This window comes from Microbacterium sp. 22242 (genome assembly GCF_052045495.1).
GTDB lineage: Bacteria > Actinomycetota > Actinomycetes > Actinomycetales > Microbacteriaceae > Microbacterium.
In genome coordinates this window covers 245,031-259,251 of sequence record NZ_JBQEOZ010000002.1, presented here as the reverse complement: position 1 = coordinate 259,251, position 14,221 = coordinate 245,031, and the positions used below count along the sequence as shown (strand labels likewise).

General features: G+C 71.1%; 14 protein-coding genes. 6 read left to right on the top strand and 8 right to left on the bottom strand.

Translation table 11 applies throughout. The features are described 5' to 3' along the window. Positions 1-70: 70 nt before the first annotated feature. Complete coding sequence (locus ACTJJZ_RS02910) at positions 71-430, top strand: PadR family transcriptional regulator (RefSeq protein ID WP_440719665.1); 360 nt, start codon at positions 71-73, stop codon at positions 428-430. Continuing rightward, complete coding sequence (locus ACTJJZ_RS02905) at positions 427-1,059, top strand: HAAS signaling domain-containing protein (protein WP_440719664.1); 633 nt, start codon at positions 427-429, stop codon at positions 1,057-1,059. The genes ACTJJZ_RS02910 and ACTJJZ_RS02905 overlap by 4 nt, the downstream gene beginning before the upstream one ends. 130 nt (positions 1,060-1,189) lie before the next feature. Here ACTJJZ_RS02905 and ACTJJZ_RS02900 read toward each other — a convergent pair whose 3' ends face one another. The 3 genes from ACTJJZ_RS02900 to ACTJJZ_RS02890 form a co-directional block, all read right to left on the bottom strand. Then, a complete protein-coding gene (locus ACTJJZ_RS02900) occupies positions 1,190-2,836 on the bottom strand; it encodes an amidohydrolase (RefSeq protein ID WP_440719663.1) in 1,647 nt (548 codons plus the stop codon). 1 nt (position 2,837) lies between these two features. After that, on the bottom strand, positions 2,838-3,671 hold the full coding sequence (locus ACTJJZ_RS02895) for a molybdenum cofactor biosynthesis F family protein (RefSeq protein ID WP_440719662.1): 834 nt from the start codon (positions 3,669-3,671) through the stop codon (positions 2,838-2,840). Between the two features lie 195 nt (positions 3,672-3,866). Beyond that, positions 3,867-5,309 carry an APC family permease gene (locus tag ACTJJZ_RS02890; RefSeq protein WP_440719661.1) on the bottom strand — a complete coding sequence of 481 codons (1,443 nt, stop codon included), beginning with the start codon at positions 5,307-5,309 and terminating at the stop codon, positions 3,867-3,869. A gap of 260 nt (positions 5,310-5,569) precedes the next feature. Between ACTJJZ_RS02890 and ACTJJZ_RS02885 the strand changes: the two genes are divergently transcribed. Both ACTJJZ_RS02885 and ACTJJZ_RS02880 read left to right on the top strand, forming a co-directional pair. Then, complete coding sequence (locus ACTJJZ_RS02885) at positions 5,570-6,316, top strand: SDR family NAD(P)-dependent oxidoreductase (RefSeq protein ID WP_440719660.1); 747 nt, start codon at positions 5,570-5,572, stop codon at positions 6,314-6,316. A gap of 49 nt (positions 6,317-6,365) precedes the next feature. Beyond that, positions 6,366-7,175 carry an SDR family NAD(P)-dependent oxidoreductase gene (locus ACTJJZ_RS02880; RefSeq protein WP_440719659.1) on the top strand — a complete coding sequence of 270 codons (810 nt, stop codon included), beginning with the start codon at positions 6,366-6,368 and terminating at the stop codon, positions 7,173-7,175. Positions 7,176-7,232: 57 nt separating this feature from the next. Here the strand turns inward: ACTJJZ_RS02880 and ACTJJZ_RS02875 are convergent, their stop codons facing one another. Continuing rightward, positions 7,233-8,045 carry a potassium channel family protein gene (locus tag ACTJJZ_RS02875; protein ID WP_440719658.1) on the bottom strand — a complete coding sequence of 271 codons (813 nt, stop codon included), beginning with the start codon at positions 8,043-8,045 and terminating at the stop codon, positions 7,233-7,235. 76 nt (positions 8,046-8,121) lie between these two features. Between ACTJJZ_RS02875 and ACTJJZ_RS02870 the strand changes: the two genes are divergently transcribed. Next, positions 8,122-8,607, top strand: coding sequence for a DUF3465 domain-containing protein (locus ACTJJZ_RS02870; protein ID WP_440719657.1), 486 nt, complete (start codon positions 8,122-8,124; stop codon positions 8,605-8,607). A 211-nt stretch (positions 8,608-8,818) separates the two neighbouring features. On the opposite strand, the gene ACTJJZ_RS02865 is transcribed toward ACTJJZ_RS02870, so the two are convergent. Then, on the bottom strand, positions 8,819-10,246 hold the full coding sequence (locus tag ACTJJZ_RS02865; protein ID WP_440719656.1) for a DUF222 domain-containing protein: 1,428 nt from the start codon (positions 10,244-10,246) through the stop codon (positions 8,819-8,821). A gap of 120 nt (positions 10,247-10,366) precedes the next feature. Between ACTJJZ_RS02865 and ACTJJZ_RS02860 the strand changes: the two genes are divergently transcribed. Beyond that, positions 10,367-10,708, top strand: a complete 342-nt coding sequence (locus ACTJJZ_RS02860; protein WP_440719655.1) for a GNAT family N-acetyltransferase — start codon at positions 10,367-10,369, stop codon at positions 10,706-10,708. 59 nt (positions 10,709-10,767) lie between these two features. On the opposite strand, the gene ACTJJZ_RS02855 is transcribed toward ACTJJZ_RS02860, so the two are convergent. From ACTJJZ_RS02855 to ACTJJZ_RS02845, 3 genes are read right to left on the bottom strand one after another with little or no spacing between them, the layout of a single operon-like run. Beyond that, the gene (locus ACTJJZ_RS02855) at positions 10,768-11,460 is read right to left on the bottom strand and encodes an ABC transporter ATP-binding protein (protein WP_440719654.1); all 693 of its coding nucleotides are present in this window, start codon (positions 11,458-11,460) and stop codon (positions 10,768-10,770) included. Then, positions 11,457-13,262: a branched-chain amino acid ABC transporter ATP-binding protein/permease gene (locus ACTJJZ_RS02850; RefSeq protein ID WP_440719653.1), complete on the bottom strand. Its 1,806-nt coding sequence runs from the start codon at positions 13,260-13,262 to the stop codon at positions 11,457-11,459. Before ACTJJZ_RS02850 ends, ACTJJZ_RS02855 begins: the two co-directional genes overlap by 4 nt. After that, on the bottom strand, positions 13,249-14,109 hold the full coding sequence (locus ACTJJZ_RS02845) for a branched-chain amino acid ABC transporter permease (protein WP_440719652.1): 861 nt from the start codon (positions 14,107-14,109) through the stop codon (positions 13,249-13,251). Before ACTJJZ_RS02845 ends, ACTJJZ_RS02850 begins: the two co-directional genes overlap by 14 nt. Positions 14,110-14,221: the final 112 nt, after the last annotated feature.

Genomic DNA, 14,221 nt, shown 5'->3' with positions numbered 1-14,221 from the left:
TCCGCAGCGCCGCGGTCGATGAAGGCCGCATTCCTTGCCTCATCTTGCCATGCAAGCTAGCTTGTCATACATGACAGCGGACGTCGGGGCGCAGCTGCGCAAGGGCGTGGTCGAGTACTGCGTGCTCGGGCTGCTCGCGCGCGGTGCGATGTACGGCTGGGAGCTGTCCGAGAGGCTCATCGCAGAAGGGCTCATCGCCAGCATCGGCACGCTCTACCCGCTGCTCTCCCGGCTGCGGCAGAGCGGCTGGGTGCGCACCTTCGAGCAGCCGTCGGCGTCCGGCCCGGTGCGCCGCTACTACGAGCTCACCCCCAGCGGCAAGGAGCAGCTGGAGCGGTTCCGGTCGTCGTGGGTGCCGTTCGCGCGCAGCGTGGCGGAGCTGATCGCCGAGGACCCGCGGGCGCGGGCGAAGACAGAGGGGGCATCATGATCGATCTCGAGGCGCAGCAGCTGCGCGAGGACTACCTGAGCAGGCTCGACGCGGCCATCGCCGACCTGCCCTGGCGCGTCGCGAACGAGCTGCGCAGCGGCATCGCAGAAGAGCTCGACGGGCTCGACGCTGCGGCGGTGCGGGCACGGATCGCGCAGCTCGGCGATCCGGCGCAGATCGCCGCGGCTGCCGGGGAGGAGAGCGGTTCCACGCCTCCCGCTCCTGTCGTGGTCGTGGCTCAGGCGCCCGTTGCCAAACCGCCGGCGGTCGATGCGAAGTGGTTCGCGATCGTCGGCGCGCTGGCGCTCGGCTTCGGCTCCCTCCTGTTCCCGGTCGGCGGATGGATCATCGGGATCGGACTCGTGACCTCGAGCCGGTTCTGGCGCCGGTGGGAGAAGGCGGTGGCGATCCTGCTGCCGTTCGGGGTCTGGGCCCTCGTCTACGCCGCGAGTGCGGTGGCGAAGCTCATCTGGGTCACGACGCCCGACGACGGCGGCGCGAGCAACCCGCTGCTCCCGGCGTCGTACGACCTCGCCCGCTCCGGGTTCATCATCGCGCTCGTCCTCATCCCTGTCGGCGCCCTCTGGCTCCTCTGGAGATTGCGCGGCCGGGACGCGCCTCTGCGCTGACACGACGGGTCGACCCGACCGCGGTCGTCCGCGCAGGGATGGAAAACGCCGCTGGGATCGGATCCGCAGCGGCGTCTTTCATCTCTCCGCGGGATGCGCGGCTCTGCGGGCTGACGCGTTTGCGCCCGCCTCATTCCGCCGTGTAGACCTCGCGTCCCGCGAACCACGTCGACAGCACCCTCGCGTCGATGATGGCGTCGGCCGGGCCCGCGATCGCGTCGCGGTCGAGCACCACGAAGTCGGCCGACTTGCCGACCTCGAGCGAGCCGGTCTCGGAGCCGAGGCCCATCGCGACGGCGGCGTTGATCGAGAACACCTGCAGCGCCTCCTCCGCCGTGATCGCCTGGTCCGGCCACAGCGTGCCGGGGGCACGGCGCAGCGGATCCGCCCGGGTCACGAGCCCCTGGAGTCCTTCGAGCGGGTTCGGCGACTCGCTCACCGGCCAGTCCGAACCGCCGGCGACGAGCGCACCCGCGTCGATGAGCGTGCGGTTCGGCTGGGAGTGCTCCGCGCGCTCGCCGAGCACCTCGGTGAGCATGGTCGGGATCACGCCGGGGAACCAGAGGAACGGCGAGATGTCGGCCACGACGTCCAGTGCGGCCAGCCGGGGCACGTCGCTGTCGGCGAGGAACTGGCCGTGCGCGATCTGGATCGGCGTGGTGACGCCCTCGGCGCGCAGCCGCTCGGCGACGTCGAGGACGAGCCGGGCGGATCCGTCGCCGGTGCAGTGGACCTTGGCGCCGAGGCCGCGCTCCGCGACCTGACGCATCCAGCCGTACAGCTCATCGAAGGTCATGGTCGTCTCGCCATGGAAGTGCGCGCCGTGCGCGGCGTCGGCCACATACGGCTCCAGGAACGCCCCGGTGCGCGCGGGAGGGACGCCGTCGAGGAAGATCTTCACGAAGTCCGGCCGGTGGTGCGCGGTGCGGAAGTCCTCGCCGCGCTCGATGAGCGGGGATCCGACCGGGTCGAAGCCGAAGATCTCATCGTTCACGAGCAGGGACGACACCACCCAGGCGTCGAGGTCGCCGTCGCGGTCGAGCGCGGCCAGGGCGCCGAGGATGTCGGTCGAGACACCGGCGTCCTGGAACGCGGTGATGCCGAACGAGTTCGCGAGCTGCACGCCGCGGGCAGAGGCGGCGCGGTGCTGCGCGGCGGTCAGCCCGCCGGAGCGGTCGTACGCCTCCTGCACCGGGATCCCGGCCGCCTCGAGCAGCACGCCCGTGGGGGTGCCGTCGGCCTCGTCGAGGATCGTGACGCCGCCGTCGGGGATCGAGTCGGGGCCGATCCCGGCGAGCTCGAGCGCGCGCGAGCTCGCCCAGCGATTGTGTCGGGAGTCCTCCATGAGCATGACCGCCCGCCCACCTGCGGCCTCATCCAGCCGCAGCCGCGCGGCCGTGTTGGCGAGCGTCGGCAGCATGGTGCTCGCGATCGCGCCGCCGATGATCCAGGCGTCCTCGGGCAGCGTCGCCGCCTTCTCCCGCACCCGGTCGAGCACCTCGTCCAGGGTGAGCGAGGTCGGCAGCGACAGCTCGAACAGGTCGGTGCGCCCGGCCAGGGCGTGGTGGTTGTGCACGTCCACGAACCCGGGGTAGACGACCGCCCCGCCGAGCTCGAGCACCCGCGTGCCGGGGCCGCGGAGGGCCTCGACCTCGGACCGAAGCCCGACGGCGGCGATCTGGCCGTCGCGCACGGCGAAGGCCTCGGCGTGCGGTCGTGCGGGGTCGAGGGTGCGGATCGTCGATGCGACGACGATGAGGTCGGCGGGGGCGGTCATGTCAGGCTCCGAAGTTCGCGGGCTCGAGCTCGGGGGCGTGGCCGGTCATGGAGATGAGCCGGCCCCAGGCGCCGAACGTGAAGTGCGTCGGGATCTCGCCGGTCTCGTCGAGGCCGAACAGCACGCCGTGCGAGCGGATCCTGGTGATGTCGCGGTGGTCGGCGACCGTGATCGAGGCGCACGGGATGACCTTCTCACGCCAGGCGAACATGTAGATGCCCGGACGGATCTCCCACACGCTGTTCTCGTCCGTGTCGGCGAGGCCGCGCTCGGGCCCGGCGAGGCACTGCCAGGTGTACCAGCGCTCGGAGAGGTAGACGTGCTCGTACGCGTGGATCTCGCTGTACACCCACTCGACGCGGCGGCCGATCAGCGCGGTGGTCGGGGCGAAGTCGGATCCGGTCGCCTCGATGCCGTCGATCGTCGCGGTGCCGAAGCGGTGCTGCACCCGGGTGCGGCCCTTCTCGGCGGTGGGCAGGATCTCGCTGATGATCGACAGCACGCGGCCCGCGCGCAGGTCGAGGATGAGGGAGACGGCCTCGTTCGGCTTGTAGTTGTGGTGGAACTGCACGTAGAACAGCTCCTCGTCGACCTCGATGGCCTCATAGGCGTCCGTGTCCGACGCCGCGGCCGTGTCATCGCCCTCGCCGGGGGCGTAGGTCCAGGTGACGTCGTTCTCGGCGAACACGTGCGAGATGCGGGTGCCGTTCGGTGCGGTGACATCGATCCGGCGACCGGCCAGCGCCGTCGTGTGCGGTTCCTTGTTGGCGTCGAAGCCGGGGGCGAGGCCGTCGAGCGGCAGCCAGGTCGAGGTGTCGGCGGGGTTCATGGACATGGGATCTCCTTGGGTCGGGCGGCGGGGGTCGGGTCCCTTCGACAGGCTCAGGGACCGGTGGCGGTGGGGTGGGGTCCCTTCGACAGGCTCAGGGACCGGTGGCGGTGAGGTGGGGTCCCTTCGACAGGCTCAGGGACCGGGGTATCGGGCTCAGGGACCGGGCGCGGGGTGCCCGGCTCAGGGACCGGGCGGAGGTCAGGCGGGGAATCGCTCCAGGTCGGTGGCGAGGCCGTCGTACACGGCCGGCTTCGCCCGCTTCAGGTAGGCCGCGTAGCCGATGCCCCCGATCAGGGCGAGCAGGAGCAGCAGCGGCATCAGCCGGATCGCGAGCGCATCGGATCCCGCGACGATGTCGAAGTTCACGATCGCGAGGATCGAGATCGCCGTGATGCCGAGGAAGCCGAGGCCCGGCGCGATGAACGTGCTCCACCAGCGGCCGTCCTGCTGGCGCCGGAACGCGACCACGATCGACAGTGCGGCGAGTCCCTGCAGGATCAGCACGCTGAGGGTGCCGAAGCCGAGCATCGCGGGCACGACCGTGAGGATCGGATCCGCTCCCGCGATGAAGAAGATCAGCGCGACGATCGCGGCGAACCCGGCCTGCACGATGCCGGCGACCGCGGGGGATCCGCTCGCCCTGGTGCGGGCGAGCACGCGCGGCAGCACCCGCGCTCGGCCGAGCGCGTAGAGGTAGCGGCTGGCGGAGTTGTGGAAGGCGAGCATGGCCGCGAACAGGCTGACCAGCAGCAGGATCATCATGACCGTGGTGAGCGGTCCGCCCAGGTAGCGCTGGGCGAGCGAGAAGATCAGGTCGCCGTTCGCGAGGTGGTCGAGGCCGGCCTTCTGCGCCTTCGGCACGCCGATCGCGCTGACCACGGCCCAGGTGGTGACGCCGAGGATGACCGCGATCGCGACGATCGCGGTGTAGGTCGCGCGGGGGACGGTGCGCAGCGGATCCTTCGCCTCCTCGCCGAACAGCGCCGTGGCCTCGAAGCCGAGGAAGCCGGTCGCGGCGAGCAGCATGCCGATCGGCAGGGATCCGGAGAACACCCATTCCGGGCTGAACGCCGCGAAGTCGTAGCCCTTCTGCACGAGCACCGAGATGTCGAAGACGACCAGCATGCTGGTCTCCAGCACCAGGCAGACGCCGAGCACCTTGGAGGAGAAGTCGACGCCGATGCGGGCGAGCACGAAGCAGACCGCGATCGAGAGCAGGCCCCAGACGATCCAGCTCAGGTCGAAGCCGGTGAGGTCTTTGATGATCGTCTGCATGAAGAAGCCGCTGGTGCCGATCGTGCCGACGACGAAGAAGTTGTAGCCGAGCGTCGCGATGAGCCCGGCGACCAGGCCGCCGGTGCGGCCGAGACCGCGCACGACGAAGGCGTAGAAGCCGCCGGCGTTCACGAGCTGCTTCGACATCTGCGCGTAGCCCACGGCGAACAGCAGCAGGATCACGGCGACGAGGAAGAACGACATCGGGGCGCCGCCGCCGTTGCCGAGCGCGATCGCGAGCGACGCGACCACGACGATCCCGGTCAGCGGGGCGACGGCGGCGAGCACCAGGAACACGATCCCGGCGACCCCGAGGGCCCCTGATCGCAGTTCGGTGTGGGTCTGTTGGTCGGGTACGGCAGTCACGGCGGCTCCTTCGCTCGGTGACAGCGCATCCCTCCACCCGGTTCGGGCTGCACAGCGAGACGGCGTGCTGTGCGGAGGGCCTGCGATATCGAACACAGCCGAGTCTGCCCGTCAGCGCGGCGGACGGCTTGCTCACCAGCGAAGGACGATGGTGTCAGCGTGCACAGGCGTGTGCGCGCCCCTCGTCTCGGGGCATGCGCGAGAGCAGGATGGCGGAGCGGAGGCGCTCGATTCGTCGTCTCCGGTGGGAAGGAGCGGCGATGGAGCTGCAGCTGCAGGGCAGGACCGCCCTCGTCACGGGCGCCGCCGGCGGGATCGGGCGTGCCGTCGCGCAGGCGCTCTCCGCCGAAGGCGTCCGCGTCGCCCTGCTCGACTGCGACGCGGAGGGCCTGGCCGGCACGGCCGCGCTCTGCCCCGGCTCCCTCACGGTGATCGCCGATGTGACCGACGAGTCCGCCGTGGCGCACGCCGTCTCCGCCGCCGCCGACGGGCTGGGCGCGCTGCACACCGTGGTGTGCAGCGCCGGCATCTCCGGTCCGGTCGGATCCGGGATCGACGAGATCTCGCTCGCCCAGTGGCAGGCCGTCTTCGCGGTGAACGTCACGGGTGCCTTCCTCGTGCTGCGCTCTGCGCTGCCGGCCCTGCGGGCGGCGCCGGCAGCCTCCGTCGTGCTGATCGCGAGCGACTCGGCGTATGTCGCCTCGCCCGGCATGGCGCCGTACTGCGCCTCGAAGGCCGCGCTCGTGCAGTTCGGCAGGGCGCTCAGCGTCGACCTCGCCGGGGACGACGTGCGCGTGACGACGGTGTCGCCGTCGATCGTGGACACCGCGATGAGCCGCGGCGACCTCGGTGACGACGCGTTCGCCGCGCCGGCCTTCCCCGTGCAGAGCGGCGAGGAGATCGCCGCGCACGTCGTCTACCTCGCCTCACCGCGCGCCCGCGCGGTGAACGGATCCGGGATCCTCAGCGATTTCGGCTACAGCGCCCGCTCCGGCTTCCCCGCCTGAGTCCCCTCCTTTCCGACCTCCGACCTCTCTTTCCCCGACAGGAGACCCCATGACCATCAGCGCAGGATCCACCGGACGTGTCGTCGTGATCACCGGCGGCGGCACCGGCATCGGCGCGGCGATCGCCGCCCGCTACGCCGCCGAGGGTGCGCATGTCGTCGTCGTCGGGCGCCGGGAGGGGCCGCTCCGCGAGGTCGAGCGCGCGGTGGGCGCTCATCCGGTCATCGCGGATGCCGCCTCGACCCCCGATGCGAAGCGCGCGGTCGCCGAGGTGCTGGCGACGTTCGGCCGCATCGACGTGCTCGTCGCGAACGCGGGCGGGCACGGCTTCGCACCGGTCGGCGAGACCGACGACGCCGGATGGGAGGGCGCGATCCGCGCGAACCTCACGACGGCGTTCGTGACGGCCCGCGAGGCGCTGCCCGCGCTCATCGAGGCGAAGGGGCAGATCGTCGTGATCTCCTCGCTCGCCGGGCTCTTCGCCGGGCCGTCGGTGGCGGGGTACACGGTCGGCAAGCACGCGCTGATCGGTCTCACTCGCACGCTCGCCCGCGACTACGGCAAGCACGGCGTGCGCGTGAACGCGGTCTGCCCCGGCTGGGTGCAGACGCCGATGGCGGACGAGGAGATGGACGAGTTCGCGGAGCACGCCGGGCTCGGCTCTCGTGAGGAGGCGTACGCCACGGTCACGGCGGACGTGCCGTTGCACCGGCCCGCGCAACCCGCGGAGATCGCGAGCGTCGTGCGGTTCCTCGGGTCGTCCGAGTCCTCTTACATGACCGGATCCGTGCTGGTCGTCGACGGCGGCGCGCACATCGTCGACCTGCCTACCACCGCGTTCGAGCACGCCGGGATGTAACGGGGGCGGAGGCCGCCCGCTCGCAGGGCGTTCGCGCCTGCCGAGCGGGCCCGCTGTTCAGGAGCGGTCGGGGAGCGGGCGCTGCGGATCCTGCTTCTGCGGGGCGAGCGGCGGGGGATCCTGCTGCGGCGTCTCCAGGGGCGCCGGCTCGGCGACCTGCAGATCCGGGTTCATCGCCATGAGCACGGCCCGCAGTTCGGCGATCTCGGTGCGCAGCGCGTCGACGTGGGCCACGGTGGCGGCCTGCCGGCTGGTGTTCTCCGCGGAGACCTTCTCGACGATCCAGGAGGCGAAGGTCGCCGAGACGACACCGAGCAGGGCGATGCCGCTGAACATCAGGCCGACGGCGATGATCCGGCCCTCCAGCGTGACCGGTGCGATGTCGCCGTAGCCGACGGTCGTGATCGTCGCGAAGGCCCACCAGATCGCGTCGCCGAACGTCGAGATGCTGCCCCCGCCGGCGCGCTCCGAGTCGAGCACGGCGAGCGACGCCACGTAGACCAGAAGCAGGGTCGCGCCGCTCACGTAGATCACGATCTGCCCGCGGACCGCCCGCCCCGCGGTGCGCTGCAGGACCGTGAGCAGGGTGATGACGCGCAGCACCCGCAGCGGGCGCAGCATCGGCAGCACGACCGTCGCGAGGTTGAACAGGTGCGTGAGGAACCACCGCCACCGTCTCGGGGCGAGCACGAGGCTCACCACGTAGTCGACCAGGAAGGTGCCCCAGGAGACCCAGAGCAGATCCTCGAGCAGTGCGCCGAGATCGCCGCGCGGATCCGCGATCACCTGCACGGAGTAGGCGACGAGGAACAGGAGGGACGCGACGATGAGCGGCCACTCGGTGATCCGCCGCCAGCGCTCCAACGTCATGCGCCATCGTATCGCCGCCCGGGCCGCGGTGGCAGGTCGACGGCGGGGCCGTGAGCAGCACGGCTAGGCTGACGCCGTGGCACGGAAGGGTCGTTGGGGCGTGATCGTGGCGATCTGCGCGCTCGCCGCGATCGCGGTGCTGGGATCTGCGCAGCAGTGGTTCGGCACGGTGACCGACCCTCCCGCGACCGTCGGGACGGCGCCCGCGTCCGGCTCGGCGTCCGGCTCGTCAGCCGACCCCGTCCGGGCGCTGTTCGACGGACGGCGCAGCGGTGTCGAGGTGCAGGGCCGCGGGGTGGTCTCCCGGATCCTCTCCGACGACGACCAGGGCTCACGGCATCAGCGGTTCCTGCTGACGACGCCCGGGGGAGTGACGATCCTGATCGCGCACAACATCGACATCGCGCCGCGGCTCGACGGACTGTCGGTCGGCGACACGGTGGAGTTCCTCGGCGACTACGAGTGGAGCGAGAAGGGCGGCACCGTGCACTGGACGCACCACGACCCGTCCGGACAGCATCAGCGCGGGTGGCTGCAGTGGAACGGCCGCACCTACGCCTGAGCAGCCGCGCACTCTTGTGGCTTCCACCTCGTCCTTCCCATTGTCTTCGGGCGGTCTGGCGCAGCTCCCGTCGCAGAGACTGTCGACACGGCGCGCTCAGAGCGACGGTCAGCGCGACGGGCATGGGAGAGCCGTCGAGCAGTCGAGCAAATCGAGCAGTCGAGCAGTCGACCTCGGGATCCATCGGAACGGTCGCCGTCGTCGGCCGTCGTCAGAAGGGCGCGCGGTCGTCCGGTGGGGGATCGGCTTGTGAGTCGTCGATGGTGAAGGTGACGGGTGTGGGTGGTTTGTCGATGTAGGTGGATCCGGTGGGGCTGGTCCATTCCAGGGTCCCGGCGCCGAGTTGTTTCACTGTCCATGCGGTCTGGTGTTTGAGGACGTGGTGTCGKCGGCAGAGTCCGCCGAGGTTTCCTTCTTCGGTGGGTCCGCCGTGGGCGGCGTCGATGGTGTGGTCGAGGTCTTGCGCGCGGGGTGGGAGTCCGCAGGTTACGAATCGGCAGCGGGAGTCGCGGGCGTGCAGCAGCCTGCGCAGGTCCGTATTGGGGCGGTAGCGGTCCACGGCGAGGATCGCCCCGGTGACGGGGTGGGTGAGGACTCGTTCCCAGGCGGTGGCACTGCCGGCGAGGATCCGGGCGGTGTGCGTGTCGATGGGGTGCCCGCCGGCGAGTTCGCCGGGCTGCTCCGTGCGGATCCCGAAGGTCGGCTTCGTGCTCAGGGATGAACGGTGATCAGGGGCGTTCGTGGTGTCGACCGCCATGATCGTGAGCACGGGAACGGTGATCTCGACCCGCGCCTGGATAGCACCCAGCAGCCCGTCCGTCGTATCGTGCCCGGACGGGGCACCAGTGAGCAGGGTGTCCGCGCAGAGGTCCGCACGGAGCTGGTCGATGGCGCGGTCGTCCGTCGGATCGCCGAGCGCGTCCGCTGCGCATTCGGCGGCGTCCTTCACAGCCTGGGCGTTCGCGACCTGCACTGTTCGGGCCTGCTGGGTGAGCCGGTCGTAGATCCCGTCGACGATGGCAGCCGCATGGATCAGCCCGAGCATCTTCTGCCCATCGCCGAGATCCTCCCGCCACACCCGACGGTCCTCCTGCGCGTCCCGATGCCGTTCGGTCAGCGATCGTGGGGCGAGGCGTTCCGCAACCCGCTCCACGACCCGCTTCGCCCGATACGGAGTCTCACCCTCGGAGGCAGCGACCGCGAACTGTTCGAACTCGGCCCGCACCTCGTCGCTGTCGAGGCGGGCGCCGGCGTCCTGGATCTGCCGCACGTGCGCGGCATTGATCCGCGCGTCCGTGAACGCCCGCATCGTCGCCGGGTACCGGACCACGAGCTCCGCGGCGCGGGCCATCCGAGCCTGCACGACCCGGTCCGACATGTGCAGCACCCCGGCGAGTTCCGCCGCGACGCTGCGTGCGGCGAGATCCACCGACTCACCCCGTATCCCCGAGGCACTTTCCGTCGCGGCGAGGTCCTCGGCGAGCCGCTGCGCGACCGCGAGGTGCGCTTCCTTCAACGCCTGCAACTGGATGATCGTCGCCTCGGTGGTCGCCAACCCGTCCACGAGCGCGGCCAGCACGACGGCCGGATCCACCGGGTCCACCCCGGGATCCGAAACCTTGCCGGTCGAGCTCGTCATACCCCTATTCAATCCGGGGCCACCGACATTCCCGGGCCCAAAAGAGCCAGATCAGGGCAAAGAAAGTAACAGAACGGTCACGACTCGGAATCTGCTTGGTAGCCCCGATTTCAGCGGTCGATGAACGTCGCCACCGGCTCCTGGCTCACCCGGAGCGCGCACGGGCGGGGGATCGGGACAGAGATGCGCGCCGCGCTCCTCCTGTTCGCGTTCGACGTGCTCGGAGCAGAATGGGCCGAGTCCGGTGCGGCGAGCTGGAACGAAGCATCCCTCGCCGTCTCACGGAAGCTCGGCTACGAGCCCAACGGCGTCACCCGGGTGGCGCCGCGACCCGGGGAAGCCGTCGACGAACAGCGGCTACGGCTGGTACGGGCACGGTTCGTGCGACCCGACTGGACGATCGCCGTGCGCGGTGCCGGTCTCGCCCTCGCCCAGCTGGGGTTGGGTGCGCCCCGGATGTGATCCCGGATCCGTTCACGCTCTGACCGGTGCCGCAGGGCGGCTGCACATCCCGGATCCGCTCACCCGCCCAGATAAGCCCGGTGCAGCAGCTGCGGATCGGCCTGCAGATCCTCGGCCGTGCCCTGGAACGACACGCGCCCGCCGGCGACGACCACGGCCTCCCGGGCGATGCCCAGCGCGAGCTGCGTGAACTGCTCGACGAGCAGCACGCCGACGCCGGACTCCGCGATCGACTGCACGATCGGCACGAGCCGCATGAACACGACCGGCGCGAGCCCGAGCGACATCTCGTCGATGAGCAGGATCCGCGGCTTCGCGGCGAAGGCGCGCGCGAGCACCACCATCTGCTGCTCGCCGCCGCTCAGCAGCGCCGTGGGGGAGTCGATCCGCTTCTCCAGCTCCGGGAACGGCGCCAGCGCGGCGTCGACCTCCGCCGGGGTGCGCGCGGTCAGCGACAGGTTCTCCCGCACCGTGAGCGACGGGAACACCGCCCGCCCCTGCTCGATGTGCACGATGCCCTTGCGCGCCCTCGCCACCCGGGAGAGCCGGTCGATCCGCTCCCCGTCCAGCGTCAGGGATCCGGCCGAATGCCCGACCACGCCGGAGATCGACTCGATCAGGCTGGTCTTGCCGGCGCCGTTCGGGCCGACGAGGGCGAGCACCTCGCCGCCGTGCACGGTCAGCGAGACGTCGGAGATCACCGGGCCCGCGCCGCGGCTGACGGTGATGCCGTCCAGCACCAGTTCGCTCATGACAGCAGCTCCGTCTCTCCCATGTAGGCCTTGACGACGTCGGGGTTCGCGAGCACCTCGCCCTGCGGGCCGCTCGCCAGCACCGAGCCGAAGTTCAGCACGGTCAGCATCGGGCACACCGATCGGACCAGGTCCAGGTCGTGCTCGATGATGATGAGCGCGGTGCCGTAGCGGTCCGGCAGCTCCCGCAGCCGGGCCGCGAGCGCCAGGTGCTCCTCGTGCGAGAGGCCGGCGGCGGGCTCGTCCAGGATGACCAGCCGCGGCTGCGACAGCACGGCCGCGGCCACCTCGACCAGCCGGCGCGTGCCGACGTCGACGCTCGACAGCCGCGCCCGGGCGGGCGGGCAGCCGAAGAACGCGAGCGTCTCCTCGATGTCCGCGAGCGACAGCCGCCGCCGCGCCACGAACCGCACGTAGGCGCCGACCGTGAGCAGCGGCGGCACGCGGTCCTGCTGGAACGTGCGGCGCAGTCCCCGGCGTGCACGTCGCGTGGGGGAGAGGCCCGCGAGATCCTGCCCGCCCAGCAGCACCCGGCCGCCGTGCTTGGGCAGGAAGCCGCTGATCGCGTCGACGAAGGTCGACTTGCCGGCGCCGTTCGGGCCGATGAGGCCCATGATCGACGCCGCCGGGACGGAGAACGACACGTCGTCCAGCGCCTTGAGGGCGCCGAACTGCACGGTCAGATGCTCGACGGTCAGCACGGGTTCGCCGGTCAGCACGGCGGGATCCAGCGCCGCGGTCGTGGTCGTGCGGATCTCCTCCGCGTCCTCGTCGGCGTCCGGCGGCAGCGCGGTGAGCTCCGCGTTCGCGGTCCTGCGGTCCTGCCGCTTCCAGAGGAGCGAGCGGATCGCCTGGCCGAGGTTGGATCCACCGGTGAGCGCCTGCACGCCCAGCACGCCGAAGACGACGAAGCCCCAGTCCTGCGGGATGCCCCAGCGCTTCAGCAGCTCGGGCACGAGCACCCAGAGGATGCCGCCGAACACGGCCATGTCGATGAGGTGCGCGCCGGACATGATCGCGAGCACGTACAGTGCGAGCGACTGCAGCGGGGTGAAGCTCGAGGCGAAGGGCAGCTGCACCTGACCGGCGAGCAGCCCGCCGGAGATCCCGCCGAGCGCCGCGGAGACGGCGAACGCGGTGAGCTTGGCGCTCTGCACGCTCTGCCCAGCCGCCGCCGTGCCGCGCTCGGAGAACGCGACGGCCTTCCAGCTCGCGCCCCAGCGGCCGCGCTGCAGGAAGAACACGCCGAGGCCGCAGACCACGAGCACGATGATCGAGAGCAGGAAGAAGCCCTTGTCGCTCGTGAAGCCGGCGGGCCGGTCCACCGAGATGCCGGTGGCGGATCCGGGGAACTGGATCTGCACGAGCGTGACGTCGGCTGCGGCGGCGAACCCGAGCGTGACGACCGCGAGGTTGACGCCGCGCAGGCGCAGCGCGGGCAGGCCCACGAGGATCCCGACCAGCCCCGCAGCGATCCCGCCGGCGACGAGCCAGACCAGGAAGCCGCCGCCGACGTGCCACACGTTGAAGAGCGACACGACCCACGCCCCGATCGCGGCGAACGTGAGCTGGCACAGCGCGATCATGCCGGCGGATCCGGTCACGATCCCGAGTCCCAGGATCGCGATCGCGGCCGTCACGGCGCTGATCGCGAGGAAGACGAAGTAGCCCGACAGCGTGTTCGAGAGCACGAGGCCGACGACGATCGCGACCGCCGCGACCGCGAAGGGCCAGGCGTTGCGGAACAGCGGGCTCTCGGTGAAGGGCCGGCTCGACCCGAGCGGGCGGTCAGCGTGCGGCATCCCACACCTCCTTGCGCTGCGTCCAGAGCAGCAGGATGACGATGAACAGGAACGGCAGGAAGTTGCGGATCAGCGCGACCTCGTCGATCTGTGCGACCAGGCCGCCGAGGACGCCCAGCACGAGGCCGCCGGCCACCGAGAGATCGAGCCGCTTGAAGCCGCCGAGCAGGGCGGCCGCGGCGGCGGGGACGATCAGCATCGCCAGGCCCGTCGCGTCGTTGGACTGCGACGGCGCCACGATGATGATCGCGATCGCGCTGATCACCCCGGTCACGAACCACACCGCGATCGAGAGCGGCCGGGACCGGATCCCGAGCAGCTCGGCGGTGGTGGGACGCTCCGACAGCGCGCGCAGCTGGATGCCGACCCTGGTGCGGCTCAGCACGAGCTTGACCACCAGCGCGGTCACGATCGCCATCAGCACGGTCGCGACGGTCACCTGGCTGACCACGACGCCGCCGAGCGAGAACGCGGGGCCGGCGATGATCGGCGCGAACGGCTGCGGCTTGTTGCCGAACAGGATGAACGACAGCGAGATCAGCAGCAGCAGCGGCCCGACCGTCATCGCCGAGCGGGTCGTGGTCGACGCCTCGGAGAGCCAGGTCGCCGCGATCCAGCCGATCGCGACCGCGAGGACGCCCGCGATCAGCACGCCGATCGTCGAGCCGAGCCAGATCGGCAGGCCCGCCTGACGCACGAGCCAGACGGCCGTGAACGCGCCGAACATGCCGGTGGCGGCCTGGGCGAAGTTCACCACCCGCACCAGCCGCGACATCAGGGTGAGGCACACGCCCAGCACCGCGTAGAGGCCGCCGGCAGCGAGGCCGGCGATGGCGCCCTGAAGCATGGCGTCGTCCTTTCTGTGGTTCCGGTCGCTGAGCTTGTCGAAGCGCCCGGGAAGGGGGCGGATCCGGTCTGCTCGGGCCCTTCGACAGGCTCAGGGATGGAGCAGACCGGAT

Coding starts and splice junctions, on each gene's coding strand:
- ACTJJZ_RS02905 (WP_440719664.1), top strand. CDS start 427: ATGATCGATCTCGAGGCGCAGCAGCTGCGCGAGGACTACCTGAGCAGG.
- ACTJJZ_RS02910 (WP_440719665.1), top strand. CDS start 71: ATGACAGCGGACGTCGGGGCGCAGCTGCGCAAGGGCGTGGTCGAGTAC.
- ACTJJZ_RS02880 (WP_440719659.1), top strand. CDS start 6,366: ATGACCATCAGCGCAGGATCCACCGGACGTGTCGTCGTGATCACCGGC.
- ACTJJZ_RS02885 (WP_440719660.1), top strand. CDS start 5,570: ATGGAGCTGCAGCTGCAGGGCAGGACCGCCCTCGTCACGGGCGCCGCC.
- ACTJJZ_RS02900 (WP_440719663.1), bottom strand. CDS start 2,836: ATGACCGCCCCCGCCGACCTCATCGTCGTCGCATCGACGATCCGCACC.
- ACTJJZ_RS02845 (WP_440719652.1), bottom strand. CDS start 14,109: ATGCTTCAGGGCGCCATCGCCGGCCTCGCTGCCGGCGGCCTCTACGCG.
- ACTJJZ_RS02850 (WP_440719653.1), bottom strand. CDS start 13,262: ATGCCGCACGCTGACCGCCCGCTCGGGTCGAGCCGGCCCTTCACCGAG.
- ACTJJZ_RS02895 (WP_440719662.1), bottom strand. CDS start 3,671: ATGTCCATGAACCCCGCCGACACCTCGACCTGGCTGCCGCTCGACGGC.
- ACTJJZ_RS02855 (WP_440719654.1), bottom strand. CDS start 11,460: ATGAGCGAACTGGTGCTGGACGGCATCACCGTCAGCCGCGGCGCGGGC.
- ACTJJZ_RS02860 (WP_440719655.1), top strand. CDS start 10,367: ATGAACGTCGCCACCGGCTCCTGGCTCACCCGGAGCGCGCACGGGCGG.
- ACTJJZ_RS02875 (WP_440719658.1), bottom strand. CDS start 8,045: ATGACGTTGGAGCGCTGGCGGCGGATCACCGAGTGGCCGCTCATCGTC.